Below are 19,980 nucleotides of genomic sequence, written 5' to 3'. Positions count from 1 at the left end.
CATAGATCCACGGTGATGTTTCAAAACTTACCTTAGTACCGCATACCTGCCAGAGTCACCTTCGAGGGCGTAAAAGTCAGGCATGTCTCTTATTTTTAATCTCATCCCGGCATCCGATTGCCATCGGCAGTGATACCGGGATGAGATTAAGAGCTAAAAATGCTGATGAAGCAGACTGCTCATCGGTGCCTAATTTGCGGCGAGCTGCTCCGCGTAGGCAACCAACGTACGAACCTGTGAGCCAGTTCCGTTCTTCGGGGTGTAGCCCCAAGCGCTACCTTCATTAAAGGCAGGGCCAGCAAAGTCGATGTGTGCCCATGGGATCTTCTTGCCGTCAACTTCGCCGACAAATTCCTCAAGGAAGACGGCTGCGGTCATCATGCCACCCATGCGCTCACCGATGTTCGCCAAGTCGGCAACTTGGGATTCGATGCTTGGACGCAGCTCTTCTGGCAGCGGCATTGCCCAAGCAAGCTCGCCCACCTGATCGGATACTGCAACAAGATCGTTGGTGACCTGTTCGTTGCCCATGATGCCAGCGGTACGCAGACCAAGCGCCAGCATCTGTGCACCGGTAAGGGTAGCGATGTCGATCATGACATCTGGCTTTTCCAAGCTGGCAGCGGCCAAACCGTCGGCCATAACCAAACGGCCTTCAGCGTCGGTGTTCAAAACCTCTACGGTTTTGCCACCAAACATGGTCAGGACATCGCCCGGACGCGTCGAAGCGCCACCTGGCATGTTTTCAGCCAAGCAAAGCCACGCGGTGACCTTGACGTTGAGACCCAGCTCGGACACTGCGGCCACAGTCTGGAACACTGCTGCGGCTCCGGACATGTCAGACTTCATGGCGTGCATGCCAGCAGCTGGCTTTAGCGAGGTGCCACCGGTGTCAAAGGTGATGCCCTTGCCGATTAGCGCAATGTGCTTGGTTGCCTTAGCGGGGGAGTACTCCACCTTGACCATTCGAGGCTGACGTACTGAACCGCCACCAACTCCGATCAGACCACCGAAGCCATCCTTAGCCAGGCGCTTCTCGTCAAAGACCGTGACCTTCAGCGGAAGCGACTTGGAGTAATCCTTCACTGCGGTAGCAAATGATTCAGGGTAGAGAACATTGGCTGGTGCATTGATCAGGTCGCGGGTGCCGCGAACAGCACGTCCGAGCACAGCCGCACGCTTCAAGACCGCAGGAAGGTCTTTGGAAGTGGCCACCGAAGTTGCAATCTGCGCTTCGGCCAAGACTGGCTTGTCGCTCTTCTTTGAGCGGTGGTTCTCGTAGCGGTAGCTGCCCAGGGCGATACCTTCGGCGATGGCTGCGACACGTTCGACCGTCTCGGAAGGCAACACGAAGATGGCGGTTTTGGTATTGGTCAGCTGGCGTGCAGCGGATCCGGCGGCACGACGAAGCTTCTCTTCGGTGAGTTCAGCTAGTTCTTCAACGCCCAGACCAATGAAAAGCAGAACCTTTGCCTTGGACCCCTCAACGCCTGGAAGCAAGGTGGCTTCGTCAGCCTTACCCGAAGCTCCTAGCGTGGTCAGCGACTGCTCCAGCGAAGAAGTAGTTTCCGAAGTGAAAGGCGAGGCAACGATGGTTGCTTTACCGTCATTCTTCAATACGCCCAAAACGAGGGTATCGGCGCTCTTGCGCTTAATGTCAGTGCCAATGGCGCTCAAAGTGAGATCACTTGAGTTGATCACAAAATCATTCCTTCTGTGCCTTTGTAGGGTCTGAGGTCCAGTGCTCCGGAATGGTAATCCGAAACGTAGTGCATGCTGTTGAGCAAAACACTTGCTACCTCTGATGTTATCCGAGGAAAAGGTTCATCGTGCGTCACTTCACAGCGAGCGTAAGCATCGAAGCGATAGTATGTAATATCGCGGTTAAATTAGGGTGAATTGGAAGATTACGAACGCCCGAGGTCCGCTAACAAGCAAGTCGGCACTGAATGAGGAGAAAATGTCCAAGGAATCGTTGATGACGTTGGTCGCAGACGACTTGGATAATTCACGCCTCCAAGGCCTCGGAATGTACGTTTTGCTCAAGAGCATGAGTGATGCGGGACAGAGCCAATCTCAGGTCACCAACGAACTATTTGGTCGTCTGGACTCTGAACTGTTTGCAACTTTTGATGCTGATGAACTGGTTGCCTACACCTCCCAGCGTCCACGGTTGACCTTCCTGGGTGATCACTTTGCCGCCTACCAAGCGCCCCGTATTGAGATTTACTTGATGACCGATGGGATGGATCGAAAATTCTGGTTCCTCACTGGAGTAGAACCTGATCTCAAATGGGAACGCGTCATCGCAGAGATTCTCGGATTTATCGAAGCCTTTAACGTGGCTCTAGTTGTTGGCTCTGCTTCGCTTCCGATGCCGGTTCCACACACCCGCCCGGTAGGCGTGACGGCTCATGGAAACCGCAAAGATTTGATCGAGAACATTTCAACGTGGAGCCCCACCGTTGAATCGCCGGCTGGAATTACGTCGTTACTCGAAATTCGGATGACTGAAGTCGGCCGCGACATTGTGGGTTATTCTCTGCACACCCCACACTATTTAGCCGAATCCGAATATCCAGCGGTAGCGGTAGCGACCCTAGAGTACGTCGGTGCCGCCCTGAAGCTCGCGCTTCCCACAGACAAACTTCGCGAGGCTGCTCGACTTCTTGAACAGCAACTAGCGGAGCAACTTGAAGCTAACAATGATGTTCGCCAAATGGTGGATGGATTTGAAGAACGCTTTGATGCCCACGTGAAGGAGCATGAGCCGCGCTCGTTGCTTCTTGACGAGGACAAGCAGATGCCGGGCGCGGAGGAACTGGGCGCAAGCGCCGAACACTTCCTCTCGCTAATCGAAAATACCAATGATTGGTTAAGGAACGGGCGCGAAGAGCCCCAATCAGGTGATCAAGACCAGTGAGTCAATCGCATTTGAATTCGTCGAAGTCCTGGTTGGTTTTCGGATTCGCAATTCTTGCTTATATATCCGCAATTTCACAACGCACTAGTTTTGGTGTGGCCGGCATTGAAGCCACTGAGCGCTTTCATGCCAGTGCGCAGATCCTAGCGACATTCTCAGTAGTTCAGTTAGTTGTCTACGCTGGGGCCCAAGTTCCAGTCGGCCTACTTCTTGATAAGTATGGGCCGCGCATACTGATCACCTGTGGTGCGTTACTAATGTCCGCTGGACAAGCGTTTCTCGCCATGTCGGTCAACGTTCCCATGGGTTTGATTGGGCGCGTCATGGTTGGCATGGGCGATGCGATGGTTTTTGTTTCCGTCCTCAAACTCTTGCCCCTGTGGTTCTCCGGATCAAAAATTCCCGTGCTCACACAGCTCACCGGTACCTTCGGTCAGCTTGGTCAATTGATCAGTATTTTCCCGTTCCACCTGATGCTGCTCAACGCCGGCTGGTCGCCAGCGTTCTCGGTAATGTCCGGGTTTGCCTTCGCTACGTTCATTACGACGATTGCATTTGTGCGCAACGGCTCTGGCTGGGAGGGTTCAGCCCACAGCTCGCATCCCAAGGATTCACGGATCGCCCTTGCACTGAAGCAGCCAGGTACCCGGCTGGGGTTCTGGACCCACTTCACTACCGCATTTATGGCGAACACCTTCATGATGACGTGGGGCTACCCGTTTCTGGTTGAAGGACAAGGCTTAGACAGCACGTTGGCCTCCGGGCTTATGTCCGTCTTTGTTGTCGTCGCGGTTGTCTTGGGTCCTGTGCTTGGAACGCTCACCGCACGCCATGCGCAACATCGTTCCAATTACGCGTTGAGCATTATTGGCCTCATGCTGCTTTTGTGGGCTGTTGTGCTTCTTTGGCCGGGACACGCGCCGTTGTGGATACTGATTATCTTGATGATCAGCGTCGCAGCCGGTGGTCCTGCCTCGGTGATCGGGTTCGATTTTGCCCGCACCTTCAACCCGCCACGCATCTTAGGCACCGCCACGGGTCTGGTGAATACCGGTGGTTTTATCGGTGCATTCGTCACGATCTACGTCATTGGGTTCATTCTCGATTTGCTCAACAACGCCAACGGCTCCACCGGCGAGTTGTACAGTCTCGGATCATTCAGAATCGCACTGTCGTTCCAATTTGTCATGGCAGCAATAGGCATTACTTTTATGCTGATCGAACGACGCAAAGCTCGCCGATTCCTAGCAGAGCAGTAGTCCATCGCCACTAGTGTCCTAGGTTCTCCACAACTGGCCAGTTCTAAGAAATAAAGCTAGTAGATGCAGTGCACGGTAAGTGCATGACAACTACACCAGAACGCCAGCCGCTATCGCTGTCCAGTTACAAAGACATTTTGGCCTATGTGCCGCATGCCCTTGGGTTCCATCCTCGTAATTCAGCGGTATTGCTACTTATTGACGATGATCGTCTTGAAGCCACGTTGCGGGTTGACTTACCGCCATCTACTCGGCGCGAAGACGAGGAGAATTGGTCCAGCCAGGTCAACCGACTCCTTGAACGGATCCCTAGCGTCCAAGACGTCGCTCTGGTGATCTACGCTCCGGAAGATCGCCTCGCTCAGCTTGACGCGCCCTACTCATCGCTGGTGAACCATCTCGAAACCACCCTGAGTCGCAGAAGAATCCGCCTACGCCACGCGTGGTGCTTACGCGGCTCAATGATTTGGGACTACGACCCAGAAGAGGGTAACTGCGCCAAGGCCGTACCGTCACTGGTCACTAATGAAACTCACCTATCGATGGTCCTGGCTGGATCCGCACCGATGGACACGCCATGGGATGGAACCGGTATCGCAAAATGGTCAAATTCCAAAGATGTTCTCCACCTTGTTGTAGATCAAGGTGGCAACGTCATGGAGTGCCTCGAAGCATGGAATCGCACTCTAAAGATGACGCAGAAAGATTCAGAGTCATCCTTGCGCGATGATCCGAGATTGGCTGCTTTACTTCTTGGATCCTTACAGACGAAATTCGTTCGAGACCTCTTGCCGTATCTGGCTGGCCAGGGACTAGAAGACACCCTGGACATCATTTTTGGCGTTTCGTTTGACGCGCAGGAGGGTGCCATCGCCCCGTTATCTGATTATCTGCTTGGTCGGGGCTGGTATGCACCAGATTGGCGCAGGGTGGATCGACTGTGGGAGGTTGCTCGTGACCTTTTAGGTGTAGCGTGCGACGATAGCCGACACGCCTTACTGTGCATTCTGGCTTGGATTGAATGGGCAAGAGGGCGAGGGTCAATGGCGTTGGCACTACTGAACCAGGCGGTGGAAGAAAACGAGAAGTATGAATTAGCAGCGTTGCTTCAGAAACTCATGTCTCACGGCATTATGCCCTCGTGGGCAACGGATCAACTTCGTGCCTGGCGTGCGAACTTCGCGTGACACGGGCTCACCGGGGTGTCTCAAGTGGTGTCTGGGTGGTAATTCATGGATAATGAAATTACAGACCCGGTTAGGTTCGAATTGCCTTGGCCTGAAATCTCACGATTTTGGGAACATAAGGCGGGCTTGAAGCGTTGTTATCAATGTGCCAGCCCCGGCGTTTAGTCACTGATTAAACGTCTTCGGACTTGACAGGGTCATAGTGGTGTTACCGGCAGGTGCATCCGGAACGCATCGTTAGAAAGGTTATTCGTGTCATCTTCTGAGACGAACGCTAATCGTCAAGCAACTGAGGCCACTGAGGCCGAGGTCCCCGAGGCAGAGGTATCAGCAGAAACTCCTGCGGCGAAGAAGCGTGCAACCAAGGCTAAGCCTCGGACCAAAAAGGTAGCTGCAGATACTGCAGCACAGGACGAATCAACCCCAGCTGTCGCAGAAGGCGACGACGATGCTGAAGAAAGCACCGATTCGAAGTCTGACGACAATTCGAAGGGCTTCACCCTCTCCAGCGGTGACGACGACGCTCCTCAGCAGCAGGTTATGGTCGCCGGCGCGACGGCTGACCCGGTCAAGGACTACCTGAAGCAGATCGGTAAAGTTGCCCTGCTGAACGCAGAGCAGGAAGTCGATTTGGCTCTGCGCATCGAAGCGGGTCTTTTTGCTACCGACAAGCTGGAGAAGGACACCGGCGCCATTGACCAGCGTTTGCGCTGGGACTATGAGCAGATCATTCACGACGGCAAGATCGCAAAGAACCACTTGCTGGAAGCAAACCTCCGTCTGGTTGTTTCGCTGGCTAAGCGTTATACCGGTCGTGGCATGCTCTTCTTGGACTTGATCCAGGAAGGTAACTTGGGTCTGATTCGTGCCGTTGAAAAGTTTGACTACACCAAGGGCTTCAAGTTCTCGACTTACGCTACCTGGTGGATCCGTCAGGCTATTACACGAGCCATGGCTGACCAGGCTCGTACCATTCGTATTCCAGTACACATGGTTGAAGTCATCAACAAGTTGGCGCGAGTACAGCGTCAGATGTTGCAGGACCTCGGTCGCGAACCAACTCCTGAAGAGTTGGCCAAGGAACTGGACATGACTCCTGAAAAGGTTGTCGAAGTTCAGAAGTACGGCCGCGAACCAATCTCACTTCACACTCCACTGGGTGAAGATGGCGATTCCGAATTTGGTGACCTGATCGAAGACTCTGAAGCAGTTGTGCCAGCAGACGCTGTGTCATTCACTTTGCTCCAGGAACAGCTTCACTCGGTTCTCGACACGCTCTCCGAGCGCGAAGCCGGCGTAGTGGCAATGCGCTTTGGTCTGACCGATGGTCAGCCGAAGACTTTAGACGAAATCGGCAAGGTTTACGGAGTTACACGTGAGCGTATCCGTCAGATCGAATCCAAGACGATGTCTAAGCTACGTCACCCATCGCGTTCGCAGGTTTTGCGGGACTACCTAGACTAAAACTGAAAGCAAGATAGCCAGTTGAACTTTCGTTCAACTGGCTATCTTGCTTTTAAGACAAAAATTGGCGGCCCACAAATAGTGGGCCACCAATTTCGAGCTAGACGAAAACGAGATTAGTCGTTCGCGTCAACCTTTGGCTTTTCGTAAAGTCGCGAGGATTCGTCCTGCCAAACTGAGGACTGTGGGCGTAGCTTAGGTTCCACATCGCGGGCGTGGTGAGCGCAGAACAGCAGCTCACCGCCGGTTGAAGCCAGCACGGCTCGCACGTAGGCCTGTGCACCACAGCGGTCGCACCGGTCAAGGGCGTTCAGTTCACGACTAGCGGTCGTAGTAGTCATTGCCAGCCTCCTAAAGTTGATGGTTACTCAATAGAACCAGTTTGGGCTTCGACTTTATCCCTAAAATGGCCGTCTTTCGCTCACCGCGTAGTTGATGTGGACAAGGTCATAGCTGTCATCGGTGGCGCCGACCGGCGGAAAATGACAGGTATTCGAACACATTAACGATTAGAATGGAAGACAAGACGTTCTTTCTTATGTAGGTAGGAGACTATAGCCCAGTGGCTTCATCCGACAATTACAGCGCGCGACATCTCTCTGTCTTGGAAGGCCTGGAAGCGGTTCGTAAACGTCCAGGCATGTACATCGGTTCAACCGACTCCCGCGGGCTAATGCACTGCCTATGGGAAATTATCGACAACTCTGTTGACGAAGCTTTGGGCGGCTTCGGTCAGGCAATCAACGTAATCCTGCATGCCGACGGATCAGTCGAGGTCCATGACGATGGCCGAGGCATTCCTGTTGATGTGGAACCCAAAACTGGTCTGAGCGGTCTGGAAGTTGTCTTCACTAAACTTCACGCTGGCGGTAAATTCGGTGGTGGCTCCTACAGCGCTTCCGGTGGTTTGCACGGTGTTGGCGCTTCGGTCGTTAACGCGCTATCGGCGCGACTTGACGTTGAAGTTGATCGTGGTGGCAAGACCTACAGCTTGCAGTTCCGCCGTGGAGAGCCAGGCAAGTTCTCGGACAAGGGACGCAAGAAGGCTGAAGCTCCCTTTACGCCGCACGAAAAGGCCACGATTCCCGAGGTCATCGCCAAAGCTAAACGTGGTGTAACCGGAACTCGAATTCGGTACTGGGCAGATAACCACATCTTTACCCCGGACGCCAAGTTCTCTTATTCGGACCTGCAGGATCGTGCTCGCCAGACCTCATTCCTCGTGCCAGGATTGCGCATTACTCTCCGCGACGAGCGTGGCCTGCCTGGTACACCCGGCGCTGAGGGACCGCATGAGGAAGTGTTCCAACACGACGGTGGTATCAGCGAATTTGTTGACTACCTCAGCAGTGACTCTCCAGTTACTGATATCTGGCGTTTCCAAGGCAGTGGTTCATTCCACGAAAAAGTTCCAGTCATTGATGACAAGGGGCGCAGCCACATGGAAGACGTGCAACGAGTTTGCGAAGTGGACGTGGCCCTGCGCTGGGGGATTGGCTACGACACTTCGGTGCGCAGCTTCGTCAACATTATTGCCACTCCCAAGGGCGGTACTCACAGTGCTGGTCTAGAGCAGGCGTTGCTCAAATCTTTCCGCAAGAATGTTGAAGCTAACGCCCGCAAGCTCAAGTTTGGCCAGAAGGACAAGCTGGAGAAGGACGACGTTCTTGCTGGCATGACTGCAGTGCTTACTGTTCGTCTTGCGGAACCACAGTTTGAAGGGCAGACCAAAGAGATTCTGGGTACCCCTCAGGTGCGCCAGATTGTCACCAAGGTGGTTGAGAAAGCGCTCAACGAACGCCTGGGATCCAACAAGCGCGCAGAAAAAGCAGAAGCAGCTACTTTGCTCGAAAAGGTAGTCAACGAGATGAAATCTCGTGTCTCTGCGCGTATGCACAAGGAAACCCAGCGTCGAAAGACCGCGCTGGAATCTTCGTCCCTACCAACCAAGCTGTTGGATTGCCGGAGTAAAGAGGTCGGGAAATCCGAGCTATTCATCGTTGAGGGCGACAGCGCATTGGGCACGGCTCGCTTGGCCAGATCAAGCGAGTATCAGGCTTTGCTTCCGATTCGCGGCAAGATCCTCAATGTGCAGAAGGCATCCATTTCGGACATGCTTTCGAATGCTGAATGCGCTGCCATGATTCAGGTCATCGGCGCCGGCTCGGGTCGAAGCTTTGACATTGAGCAGGCACGCTACGGAAAAATCATTTTGATGACGGATGCTGATGTTGACGGTGCGCACATCCGCACGCTGTTGCTCACGTTGTTCTATCGCTACATGCGTCCAATGATTGAGCATGGGCGCGTCTATGCGGCGGTTCCACCTCTGCACCGAATTGAAATCATCAATGCGGGATCCAAGCAGAACGAAGTGGTTTACACCTATTCGGAAGCGGAAATGAACCGTCTGCTTGCAAAGATCGAAAAAGAGGGTCGGCGTTACAAAGAGCCAATCCAGCGGTACAAGGGCTTGGGCGAGATGGACGCAGACCAGCTGGCAGAAACGACGATGGATCAGCGCCATCGGATGTTGCGCCGCGTTGGTATCGAACACGCGCAGGCCGCCGAGGAGGTCTTTGATCTGCTCATGGGCTCCGACGTCGCACCACGCAAGAAATTCATCATTGACGGTGCCGATGATTTGGAACGTGAACGTATCGACGTTTAGCGTTTAGAGCTCAAGAGTCCTTGGATGCAGTTCAATTGTGAACCGTATCCAAGGACTTTCTTGTTGCCTGCAAGTTCAGATTTGAAAGCTACCAAGCTAGCAGAGTTGGTGCGACTAACAAGATCGTGGGACAGGCTAGGAGCAGGACCGTGCTGGCAAGTACGAGGAAGCGAGCGAGCTTGTTCAGGGCAGTTTCGGGTGAGAGTAGACGCTGCAGTCGGCGTGAGGAAACCTCACCGCCGGGCATTCCGACCAACTCAGCATTGGACGAGCTTTTGATCATAGAAGCATCATCAACGGCTGCCGCGGTGGCGACGGTAACGATGGCTTTGAGCAGAGTCTGACGGTTGACCTGTTCCAGAGCTTTATCGTCGGCCAGCATTTCGATCAATTGACGCACGGCTTCTAAAGCCAGCTTGGAGGTTGGAAGCCAGGGGAGTGCCTCATTCCAAGCGGTAAAGGCCAAGATGAGCAAGTCGTGTCGTTGGTCCAGATGTGATCGCTCGTGCGTGATTACAGCCTGTTGTTCCTCTGGCGTAAGTTGAGTCAGCAGCCCGCGTGAAAGGACAGTAACTGACCTCGAAATGCCCGGCACACAGTAGGCCACCGGCATGTCATGATCAATGACTAATGTGTTTGGTCGAGTCTCTGAAGGATTACTCAGCAGTCGAAGTAACTGACGGTGCTTTGCTCGTTGCCTTGAGGTCCGCCATGCTGCTCGGATGAGGGTGAGCACCAGGTGGAAGCCAAATAGGAAGGCTGTACTGAGCGCAAAGAGGTGCACAACGCCTGGATATTGCACTTGCGGGTCGCCCATAAGCAGTCGCCAGCCGGCGTGCAACGCAGAAATGAGATTGTCGCCTAGAGGGGATAGCCCCCAGACCAGCATGGAGCCGATCATCGAAAGGCCACCGCCCAAAGCGATTGCTTGCCATAGAAGAACGGCCTGCACCGGCGCGCGCGTGATCCATTTAGCTTTTGATAATGCCAACGGCGTCGGCCACGCCAATGCGATAGCCAACGCCGCTAGGAAATATGAGGTGAGAAGCACTCAGTCCCCGAAGTTTGTCTAAATTATGCGGACTTTACTGAGTCCAAGATAGCACGCAGAGAAGCTGCTTCATCTGCTGTTATGCCGCCAATGAAACGGGCTAGGACTGCTTCGCGGTCCTGCGCGGTGCCAAGAGCCTCGTTGAGCAAGCCAACGGTGTGGTCTTCGCGCGAGGAGCAAGCAGCATAGCGATGAGGGCGTGTGGAGCGTTCACGTTCCACGAGCCCTTTCTTTTCTAGGCGGGCAAGCACCGTGAGCACCGTAGTAACTGCGAGTTCCTTCGCATCGGCGCCAAGTGCCGCAAGATCATCGCGAAGGTCATTCGCGGTGAGCGGTTCTGCAGAGTCCCACAGAAGGTCCATGACGGAACGTTCCAGGTCGCCAAGGCTGGCCACTAGGTCTTACCTCACTTGCTTTTAGTTCTTTCGCTGAACATGTTGGCCCAAGGCCTAGGTGTACAGCTTGAAACACCAATTGTAGCGATTTTTGCGCTAGATTTCTACAACGCGTAAAAGAGTGGTGATTCGTGTTGGTGACTCAGTGGGCTACGCGCGCAGTCAGGATTTCCCGAGCTGCAAGTCGAGGGTTTGATTGGTTGATGCGGTCGTTTCTTGGATGTGCGATGGATCTCGGAATCTTGACTTCTACAAGCTGTCGAAATCGTCTATGGTGATACGTGAAGGCACTTCTACGGTTCGTAGAAAAAGTCTCCCAAGCTCCTACAAAGCGAAAATTGAGGAATCAATGGATGCATTGGAAATTGCCCGCTGGCAATTTGGCATAACCACGGTCTACCACTTTCTCATGGTGCCCTTAACGATCGGTTTAGGACTGACCGTCGCAGTATTGCAAACCATCTGGCACCGCACCGGCAATGAACACTGGCTGCGCATGACCAAATTCTGGGGCAAACTGTTCCTGATTAACTTCATCATGGGTGTGGCCACGGGTATCGTGCAAGAATTCCAGTTCGGCATGGCTTGGAGCGAATACAGCCGCTACGTCGGAGACGTTTTCGGCGCACCACTAGCTATGGAAGCGTTGCTGGCGTTCTTCGTCGAATCGACCTTCCTCGGACTATGGATCTTTGGCTGGAAGAAGTTGCCAAAGCTCGCGCACCTAGCCACCATCTGGTGCGCTTCGCTAGCGACCATGCTCTCGGCGTACTTTATTCTCGTAGCCAACTCTTGGATGCAGCACCCGGTAGGCACCAAGATCGTTGACGGACGTGCTGTCATGACCGACGCGTGGGCGGTCTTCACCAACAACACTGCCTTGATCACCTTCCCTCACACGCTCTTCGGTGCTTTTGCCGTGGCAGGCGGATTCTTACTTGGCATCTCTTGGTTCCACCTATACCGTCGCCGGAAAGAAGGAATCGATACCGTTGATTCCAACGGCTACGTCATCGTCGGCGAAGACTTGAGCAAGGGTAAGAACCGCGACAAGACCGATTACCAAGTGTGGATCAAATCGCTAAGGATCGGCGCCGGTATTGCGGTAGTGGCCTTCTTGGGCGTGGCCCTAACCGGCCACGAGCAAGCAAAACTAATGTTCGAGCAACAACCCATGAAGATGGCCTCGGCTGAAGCTGCGTGCCACGATGGCACCGGATTCTCCGTGCTTTCACTCGGTGACATCAACGCTCATGGAGCTACCGATTGCAACGATGTTGTAGCGGTCTTCGAAGTACCTGGCCTGTTGTCCTTCCTTGCTAACGGAGACTTCACTACCGAAGTAAAAGGCGTTAATACTCTGATTCCTGAATACCAGCAGAAGTACGGTGAGTACTACCCGGATGACGAGTCCTTCGGGCAGTACGCAGGTCAAAAGATCGACTACCTTCCAGTCATGGAAGTGACCTACTGGGGCTTCCGCCTGATGATTACCTTCGGCGGTCTGTCCGCGGCCGCTGCTGCGCTGGCCCTCTGGATTACGCGCAAGGGCACGGTGCCCGAGAACAAATGGATTTCACGACTGGCTGTCTTGGGTATTGCGGCTCCTTTCGGTGCCAATGCCACTGGATGGATCTTTACCGAAATGGGACGCCAACCATTCACCGTGGCACCTAATCCGCAGATGGGTGGGGTTGACCAAGTCTTCATGTACACAGCTGCCTCGGTCTCTCCGACTGTCACTGCTGGAGAACTGCTCTTTTCACTCATCACCTTGACGTCGATTTATGCAGTCCTACTCGTTGTTGAACTGGTGCTGTTGACCAGATACATCCGGGGTGGGGTGGCCTCAGCAATGCCAGAACTCGACGCAACGGGTCACGATGATCATCCTGATTCTGACCACCACGACAACGACGACGTTTTGGCGTTCGCTTACTAGCGGCGCACTCAAAGGAGAAAACCATGGAATGGCTACCAACACTTTGGTTCATCGTCATTGCACTACTTTGGTGCGGCTATCTATTTCTTGAAGGATTCGATCTCGGGGTGGGCATGCTCATCGGTCTGGGTCGGCCTACCGAGAAAAGAAAACGACTGCTACTCAATACCATCGGACCGGTATGGGACGGGAACGAGGTGTGGCTACTAACCGCTGGTGGCGCGACGTTTGCTGCCTTCCCACATTGGTACGCATCGCTATTCTCAGCCTTGTACATTCCACTCACTGTGGTGTTGGTGGCACTGATCTTCCGTGCCGTGGCCATTGAATACCGCGGCAAGGCGATCACCGTGCCCACACGTAAGCTCTGGGATCTAGCCTTGGGAGTCGGATCGCTGGTGGCAGCTTTCGGTGTGGGAGCCCTGTTGGCTTCAACGACCATCGGCCTACCGCTGAACGAGAACGGAGACCGGATCGGCGGGGCCTTCGCGTGGCTTACCTGGCATGCCGTCCTGGGTGGTGTGGCAGTAGTTGCCTTCTGCTGGATTCATGCGCTGGCTTTCTTGCGTCTGAAAACTGACGGCCCGGTACGCCAAGAAGCAGGCAAACTAGTTGGACGCTGGCTATCAGTGGCCGTCCTTCCATTGCTGCTCTGGACGCTTTGGGTTCTGCTAAAGAACGAATCAGCATTCGCGTGGGCAGCCCTAGCGGTCGCCCTGATAGCGGTAGTGGTTGCACTGATAGCAGGTCGAGCAGGTAGAGAAGGAATCTCCTTCCTGGCGCTGGGGATCATGTTATTAGCTGCGGTTGCTGCGATCTTCTTGGCTGCTTACCCAGTAGTTCTGCCGTCCACCATTGACTCGGCATTTGACCTTACCGTCGAGAATGCTTCAAGCACTGCGTACACATTAAAACTGATGAGCGTTGTTGCGGCGTTTGGTGTTCCTCTAGTAGTGGCATATCAAGCGTGGAGCTACTGGGTATTTCGCAAGCGGTTGCGCGAAGAACACATCCCAAAAACTCACCGCGTTACCTCGATCGTCAACTAACCATTTGCACAACCGAAAGTTGAGCTATGCCAGCCCCACGTTTTCTTCCTAGAGAACTGATCTCACCCCGGCAGTTCGCCTTGCTGACGTGCTTTTCTGTCATCAAGGCCGTGGGGCTGGTTCTTGTCGCCTATGCACTCGGGCGCTGGATTGCCACCATGGCACAAGGCGGGAACCCTGATACCAGCCTCCTATACGTGGCAGTAGCAGGTGCCGTGGTGCGAGCCTTGGCAGCGTGGGGACTGAACGTCGGGGCGCGGCGCATGGGACTGGGCGCCAAAGAACGAATGCGGATGAATCTGCTTGAATCCGAAGCAGCTCAGCCAACGATTGTTGCGGCCAAGCAGAATCCAATTCCCGTGGTCGCAACGCTTGCCAGTCACGGAATTGAAAAGCTAGACGACTACTTTACGAAATTCATTCCTGCGCTGATCGGCGCAGTAGCGGTCCCGCTGCTACTCGGCCTGTTCATTTTGAAAGTTGATTGGGTCAGCGCAGTCATTTTATTGCTGACGATTCCACTCATTCCTGTGTTCATGGCGCTGATCGGAATGCACACCCAAGATACCTTGGACCAGTCGCAAGCGGCCCTAGACCGTCTTGCAAGCCAACTGTATGAGCTGGCCCAGGGGCTTCCGGCGCTGATGGGACTAGGACGTGCCCGAGCGCACGGCAACGCCATAGCCAAGGTTGGCGCCAAATATCGCACCGCGACCATGGCGAATCTCAAGACCGTGTTTATGTCCAGCTTCTGGCTGGAGCTCATCTCGACACTTTCTGTCGCGGTGCTCGCAGTCTTTATCGGTGTCCGGCTCGTCAACGGTTCCATCGAGCTATCGGCGGGGCTGACCATCTTGATTTTGGCCCCCGAACTCTTCTCCGCTCTTCGGGAAGTTGGGTCTTCCTATCACGTGGCAGACGACGGACTAGCTGCCTACGGACGCTACGTGAAGCTCAGCAGCTCCACTCCTACCGCCGGCATCAGACAGTCCACTCCACCAAGCGGCGACAACGTGCTTGAAATCGAAAACCTGAACCTGCGCTATGAGCAGGGTGCTTACGTCTACCAAGACTTTAGTCTCACCCTGGCTGCGGGGCAGCGCCACATCGTGGCCACACCCAGCGGTACCGGAAAGACAACCCTGCTCTCCCTCGTTGCTGAGGCCTACAGCAGTGACAACACCTTTGACCCCGAGCTGGTGCAGGGCAGCATCCGGTACTCAGGTTCAATGGCGGTAATCAGTCAGCATCCACGGTTTGACGCGAGCACTGGCGCCGAACAACTAGCCCAAGACGCGCCACTTGCCAGCCCGGCCATGATCTCCGAGTTGGCCAACCGTTTGTCGCTCACAGCCCTATTGGAGCGCAACATCTCCGAGTATTCACCGGGCGAATTACGCAGGCTAGAGGTCATGCGTGCGCTATTGCGCATCCACACCGATACTGAATGCAGGCTACTGCTGGCCGATGAACCTACGGCACATCTTGATCAGGGCAATGCGGCACAGGTCCGCCAGCTTCTCGAAGAGCTTCCCGAGCGTTGCGCCGTACTTATTGCCAGCCACGACCCACTGATCGATCAGACGCTGCGCACAAACCAGGGTGCTTCAGCACTGCCTGCACGGGTGCCAGAACAGCTCGAAACCACACAGCACAGCGACCAGAGCGAGCACTTCGCAGAAGTAACGACGCGAACCTTTACTCCTCGATCTGAGCTGCTGCGCCACTACCATAGCGCACCCAAGGCCGTGCTGTGGGGAACACTCAGCGTCCTATGCGCCGTAGCGCTAGCCGCACTGAGCGGCTGGCTCATCGTTGAAGCCAGCTACCAGCCACCCATCCTGCACTTGAGCGTCGCCTTTGTTATGGTTCGAGCGCTGGGAATTGGCAGGGCAGCATTCCGCTACCTGGAACAACTGGCAATTCACGACGCGGTGCTCGGCTACGCCGGTGACCTTCGCGAAAAAATGTGGAATGCCATGATTAAAGACCCCGCACGATGGGGCTTGTTCAGCCGTTCATCGGTGGTGTTGCGCTTCCTGCTAGCTGAGGTAGACGAACTGCGGGACCAGCTGGCACGGGTCCTGTTCCCGCCGCTCTCAGCAATTGCCTTGTGGGTCCTGGCCACGATCACCCTGTTCATCATCCAACCTGAATTCGGATGGGTAGCGCTAGTTGCTGGTTTGGCGCTGGCTTTCCCTGTCCGCTGGCTAGTAAAACGCGTGGAAGGCCAACAACTTGTTGAACAGATGAATCACCGTTTTGCCATGAACCAATCTGTGCTGAACGTCCTGCGTCATAAGTCGGCGCTGCGAATCAATCAGTCCCTTGAACCAGCGATTCAAACGCTGCATGCGGAACAACAAGCCAATACTCTTGCCGCACGTCGACACGCACTCGGGCAAGGCAGCGCATCGGCGCTCGCCGTATTGTTCAGCGTTGCGATGGCAGTTCTCGTCACCTCGCTCTCGCAGAGTTCAGCTTCCCTGACCGCTCTAGCAGTACTTCTGTGTCTTGCTCTGGGGGATAGCGCAGGCAATGCACTGCTGGCGGTGCAGCAGGGGCAGTCGCTCAAACAACTCACCAAACAACTTGAACGCCACGGTCTGACCAGCAATGAAGACCACAAGGCCGCAGAGGACAATCACGCCGAATCACTAAGCGGTGACGTCGTGGGCTTTGAACTGGACGCTGTGGGCTTGGGATATGGTGCTGGCCCGGACGTTGTCTCCGGGGTGGCAGCGAAAATTCCACAAGGTCAGTGGACAGCTATCACCGGTCCGTCTGGCTCAGGCAAGTCGACTCTACTGACGGCCTTACTCGGTGCGTTGCCGACTCGACGCGGTGCATTGAACGTAGTTGATGAGTACGGTCAGCGTCAGCCTATCGATCGCGCGGATCTGTCATCGGTGGCATGGTGTCCTCAAGAAGCGCACCTCTTTGACTCGTCCATCCGTCAAAACCTGATGCTGGGCGTGCCCGAGGAGCAACAACGTACAGAGGATCAGCTCATTGACGTCCTCAAACAGGTTAACCTGTACGCCTGGTACCTGAAACAACCTTCCGGACTAGATACCAAAATTGGTTCCGGCGGGCATAACCTTTCGGGCGGACAGCGTTGCAAGCTGGCTGTGGCTAGGGCAATCCTAGGCGGGCACCAAGTTGTTCTGCTCGATGAGCCCACCGCTCATTTGGGTGTTGACGAAAGCGAAGAGCTAATGCGAACACTACGTGAGTCTTTAGCGACTCGCACCGTAGTGCTCATTACTCATGATGAACAATTGGCACAACACTGCGAGCAGCAAATAGACCTTGGCACCAAAGCGTTAATGCGCTGAAACAACTGGCTGAAACAATCAAAGGTGCCTTAGCGAATCGAAGTATCGATTCACTAAGGCACCTTCAGTGCATTTGTCTCAGGACTAGAGAATGACTCCGCCGTCGTCAAAAGGCAAAGTGTCTTCGCCCGGGGTGAAGGTTGGAGCAACCTTTGGCTGCTGCACTTCAACAGGAGAGTCCGGCTCGTCCTGTACAACTGGCGCAGGTTGTGCACCATTGACGCTTAATGTGCCGCCGAGAATGTTGATCGACTGTGCCAGCGGTGCACCTGATCCATCACGCTTTGCATACTCGGTTGGCAATGCACGAACGATGCCCGCAGTGGAGCTAGCTCGGGCCGGTCCCTGACCGGCAAAGCCAAGCTGCAAATGATCCTCGCCCTTAACAAATCGGTGCGCACGAACGCCCGCGGTGGCACGACCCTTTGACGGGAATTCAGCAAACTCGGTCAGCTTCACGGACTGACCGGACGTCCCCGGCAAAGTCTGAGAACCGGCCGCGATGGTAGCCACAACAGTGTGCTCCGCGTTGGCCGGCACCACACCAAAGAAGATCACACGATCATTCTCGCTGAGCTTGATTCCGGCCATACCCCGGCCGGTCCGACCCTGTGGGCGGACCGCGGAGGCTGAGAAGCGCAAGAGCTGGGCATCGCGAGTTAAGAAGACTAACTCGTCTTCTTCGCGTGCCACGGCAGCAGCGATAACGGCGTCGCCGTCCTTGAGCGTAATGGCCTCAAATTCATCACGGTTCAGCGGGTATTCAGGCGTAACTCGCTTGACCACGCCCTGCTGTGTACCGATAGCAATCACTTCATTGAGCGGTACCAGCGCGATCGCCGTTTCACTCTTGGCGAGCTTGAGGAACTCAGTAACTGGCACACCCTGAGCCAACTGCGGGAAGCCATGGGATTCAGGCAGGGCTGGCACGTCGATTAGCGAAACACGAATGATTCGACCGGTGCTGGTCAGCGCTCCAATTTCACCGCGTGCGCTGGAAGGTACCTGGGATACCAACACGTCGTGCTTGATTCGCGCTGAGTTGAAGTCCACTTCGGTTCGATCGGCAGTACGTGCGATCTGTCCGGTGGCAGAAAGCAGAACCCAGCATGCACTATCAGAGATTTCCAAAGTGAGCTTGGCCTGCTTGCCGTTACCAACGGCCTCCGGAAGCGCGGTGCCCTTCAACGGGGCCAACTGTGCAGACTTGAGCAACTTGGTACGTCGAGGCGTTCCGAAGGTTTCCGCCATGGTGCCAAGCTCTTCGGAAACGAGGGAGCGCAGCAGCTGATCCGATGCCAAAATCGCGCGTAGCTGTTCGATTTCTTCGCGCAGCTGTTCAGCTTCGGTTTCCAATTCCAACTTGGAATACTTGGTCAGCTGGCGCAGACGCAGTTCCAAAATGTGGTTGGCTTGCGGCTCGCTGAGGTCAAAGACCGTCATCAGTCTTTGACGAGCTTCATTAGTCTGTTCCGATGAACGGATGATGGCGATGACATCGTCGATATCAACAATGGCAATCAACAAACCCTCAACCAGGTGCAAACGATCTTCGCGTTTTGCCAGACGGTGAGTGGTACGACGGCGGACTACGTCCAGTCGGTGATCAACGTAAACAGTGAGCAGCTCGCGCAAACCCATGGTTCGCGGCTGGCCGTTGACCAATGCCACGTTGTTGATGCCGAAGGAATCTTCCATCGGTGTGTATTTGTAGAGACTTGCCAAAACTGCGTTGGGGTTAAAACCGTTTTTCAGTTCAATAACCAACTTGAGGCCATGGTGGCGGTCAGTCAGATCAACAACGTCGGAGATGCCAGAGATCTTCTTGTTGTTCACACCATCCTTGACCTTCTCGATGACCTTTTCCGGGCCCACACCGTAAGGAAGCTCGGTGACTACCAAGGCGGACTTACGGGCGGAAAGTTTTTCTAAAGCGACGGTGGCACGAGTGCGGAACAAGCCACGACCGGTACGGTAGGCATCCTTCACGCCGTCCAGACCAACGATGCTGCCACCGGATGGCAAGTCAGGGCCTGGAATGAACTTCATCAGTTCTTCAACGGTGGCTTCGGGCTCAACTAGCAAATGCTGGGCGGCGGCAATAACCTCACCCAAATTGTGTGGGGCCATGTTGGTGGCCATACCCACGGCAATGCCGGTGGTTCCGTTGACCAAAAGGTTAGGGAAGGCAGCAGGAAGAACCTCTGGCTGCATGAACTGATTGTCGTAGTTAGGGATGAAGTTCACGACGTCTTCATCCAAGTTGGCCGTCATTGCTACAGCAGAGGCGGCCAAGCGTGCTTCAGTGTAACGAGGTGCAGCCGGACCATCATCGAGAGAACCGAAGTTTCCGTGGCCATCAATCAAAGGAAGGCGCAGCGAGAAATCCTGGGCCAGACGAACCATCGCGTCGTAAATTGCGGCATCGCCGTGCGGGTGCAATTTACCCATGACTTCGCCGACCACGCGGGCAGACTTCACGTGACCCTTTTCAGGGCGCAAACCCATCTGCGCCATCTGGAACAGGATTCGGCGTTGGACTGGTTTGAGTCCATCGCGTGCGTCGGGTAGAGCACGTGAGTAAATCACCGAGTAGGCGTACTCCAAGAAGGAGGATTCCATTTCATTGGTCACGTCGATATCGACGATGTTCTCAACGAAATCCTCGGGAATCTCTTCAGACTTCTTTCGAGCCATTACT

The 19,980-nt window shown here is 54.7% G+C and carries 13 protein-coding genes; 8 read left to right on the top strand and 5 right to left on the bottom strand.

Annotated elements, in window-relative coordinates; genetic code table 11:
• Window positions 1-189 precede the first annotated feature (189 nt).
• Window positions 190-1,701 carry a leucyl aminopeptidase gene (locus tag EYR88_RS04620; RefSeq protein ID WP_131088531.1) on the bottom strand — a complete coding sequence of 504 codons (1,512 nt, stop codon included), beginning with the start codon at window positions 1,699-1,701 and terminating at the stop codon, window positions 190-192.
• 259 nt (window positions 1,702-1,960) lie between these two features.
• On the opposite strand from EYR88_RS04620, the gene EYR88_RS04615 reads away from it, so the two are divergent.
• The 4 genes from EYR88_RS04615 to EYR88_RS04600 all read left to right on the top strand — a co-directional run bounded on the left by EYR88_RS04615 (window position 1,961) and on the right by EYR88_RS04600 (window position 6,833).
• The gene (locus EYR88_RS04615) at window positions 1,961-2,923 is read left to right on the top strand and encodes a PAC2 family protein (protein WP_131088530.1); all 963 of its coding nucleotides are present in this window, start codon (window positions 1,961-1,963) and stop codon (window positions 2,921-2,923) included.
• Complete coding sequence (locus tag EYR88_RS04610; RefSeq protein WP_131088529.1) at window positions 2,920-4,182, top strand: MFS transporter; 1,263 nt, start codon at window positions 2,920-2,922, stop codon at window positions 4,180-4,182. Before EYR88_RS04615 ends, EYR88_RS04610 begins: the two co-directional genes overlap by 4 nt.
• Before the next feature lie 83 nt (window positions 4,183-4,265).
• Window positions 4,266-5,369 carry a DUF4192 family protein gene (locus EYR88_RS04605; protein WP_131088528.1) on the top strand — a complete coding sequence of 368 codons (1,104 nt, stop codon included), beginning with the start codon at window positions 4,266-4,268 and terminating at the stop codon, window positions 5,367-5,369.
• A gap of 252 nt (window positions 5,370-5,621) precedes the next feature.
• Complete coding sequence (locus tag EYR88_RS04600; protein ID WP_131088527.1) at window positions 5,622-6,833, top strand: RNA polymerase sigma factor; 1,212 nt, start codon at window positions 5,622-5,624, stop codon at window positions 6,831-6,833.
• 116 nt (window positions 6,834-6,949) lie between these two features.
• On the opposite strand, the gene EYR88_RS04595 is transcribed toward EYR88_RS04600, so the two are convergent.
• A complete protein-coding gene (locus EYR88_RS04595; RefSeq protein ID WP_131088526.1) occupies window positions 6,950-7,174 on the bottom strand; it encodes a hypothetical protein in 225 nt (74 codons plus the stop codon).
• 221 nt (window positions 7,175-7,395) lie between these two features.
• Between EYR88_RS04595 and EYR88_RS04590 the strand changes: the two genes are divergently transcribed.
• Window positions 7,396-9,504: a DNA topoisomerase IV subunit B gene (locus EYR88_RS04590; RefSeq protein WP_131088525.1), complete on the top strand. Its 2,109-nt coding sequence runs from the start codon at window positions 7,396-7,398 to the stop codon at window positions 9,502-9,504.
• Between the two features lie 88 nt (window positions 9,505-9,592).
• Here the strand turns inward: EYR88_RS04590 and EYR88_RS04585 are convergent, their stop codons facing one another.
• On the bottom strand, window positions 9,593-10,555 hold the full coding sequence (locus EYR88_RS04585) for a M56 family metallopeptidase (protein WP_131088524.1): 963 nt from the start codon (window positions 10,553-10,555) through the stop codon (window positions 9,593-9,595).
• A 23-nt stretch (window positions 10,556-10,578) separates the two neighbouring features.
• Entirely contained in the window at window positions 10,579-10,950 is a 372-nt protein-coding gene (locus EYR88_RS04580) for a BlaI/MecI/CopY family transcriptional regulator (protein ID WP_131088523.1), read from the bottom strand.
• 349 nt (window positions 10,951-11,299) lie between these two features.
• On the opposite strand from EYR88_RS04580, the gene EYR88_RS04575 reads away from it, so the two are divergent.
• The 3 genes from EYR88_RS04575 to cydC are packed head-to-tail and all read left to right on the top strand — an operon-like array spanning window position 11,300 to window position 17,279.
• Window positions 11,300-12,892 (top strand): cytochrome ubiquinol oxidase subunit I, encoded by a 1,593-nt coding sequence (locus EYR88_RS04575; RefSeq protein WP_131088522.1) that lies wholly within the window; start codon window positions 11,300-11,302, stop codon window positions 12,890-12,892.
• A 23-nt stretch (window positions 12,893-12,915) separates the two neighbouring features.
• On the top strand, window positions 12,916-13,941 hold the full coding sequence (gene cydB / locus EYR88_RS04570) for a cytochrome d ubiquinol oxidase subunit II (RefSeq protein WP_131088521.1): 1,026 nt from the start codon (window positions 12,916-12,918) through the stop codon (window positions 13,939-13,941).
• Window positions 13,942-13,967: 26 nt separating this feature from the next.
• The gene (cydC, locus tag EYR88_RS04565; RefSeq protein WP_131088520.1) at window positions 13,968-17,279 is read left to right on the top strand and encodes a thiol reductant ABC exporter subunit CydC; all 3,312 of its coding nucleotides are present in this window, start codon (window positions 13,968-13,970) and stop codon (window positions 17,277-17,279) included.
• An 84-nt stretch (window positions 17,280-17,363) separates the two neighbouring features.
• On the opposite strand, the gene EYR88_RS04560 is transcribed toward cydC, so the two are convergent.
• Window positions 17,364-19,976, bottom strand: a complete 2,613-nt coding sequence (locus EYR88_RS04560) for a DNA topoisomerase IV subunit A (protein WP_131088519.1) — start codon at window positions 19,974-19,976, stop codon at window positions 17,364-17,366.
• Window positions 19,977-19,980: the final 4 nt, after the last annotated feature.

This window comes from Arthrobacter sp. S41, assembly GCF_004320535.1.
Classification (GTDB): Bacteria; Actinomycetota; Actinomycetes; order Actinomycetales; family Micrococcaceae; genus Glutamicibacter.
This window is presented reverse-complemented; position numbering and strand designations above follow the sequence as displayed.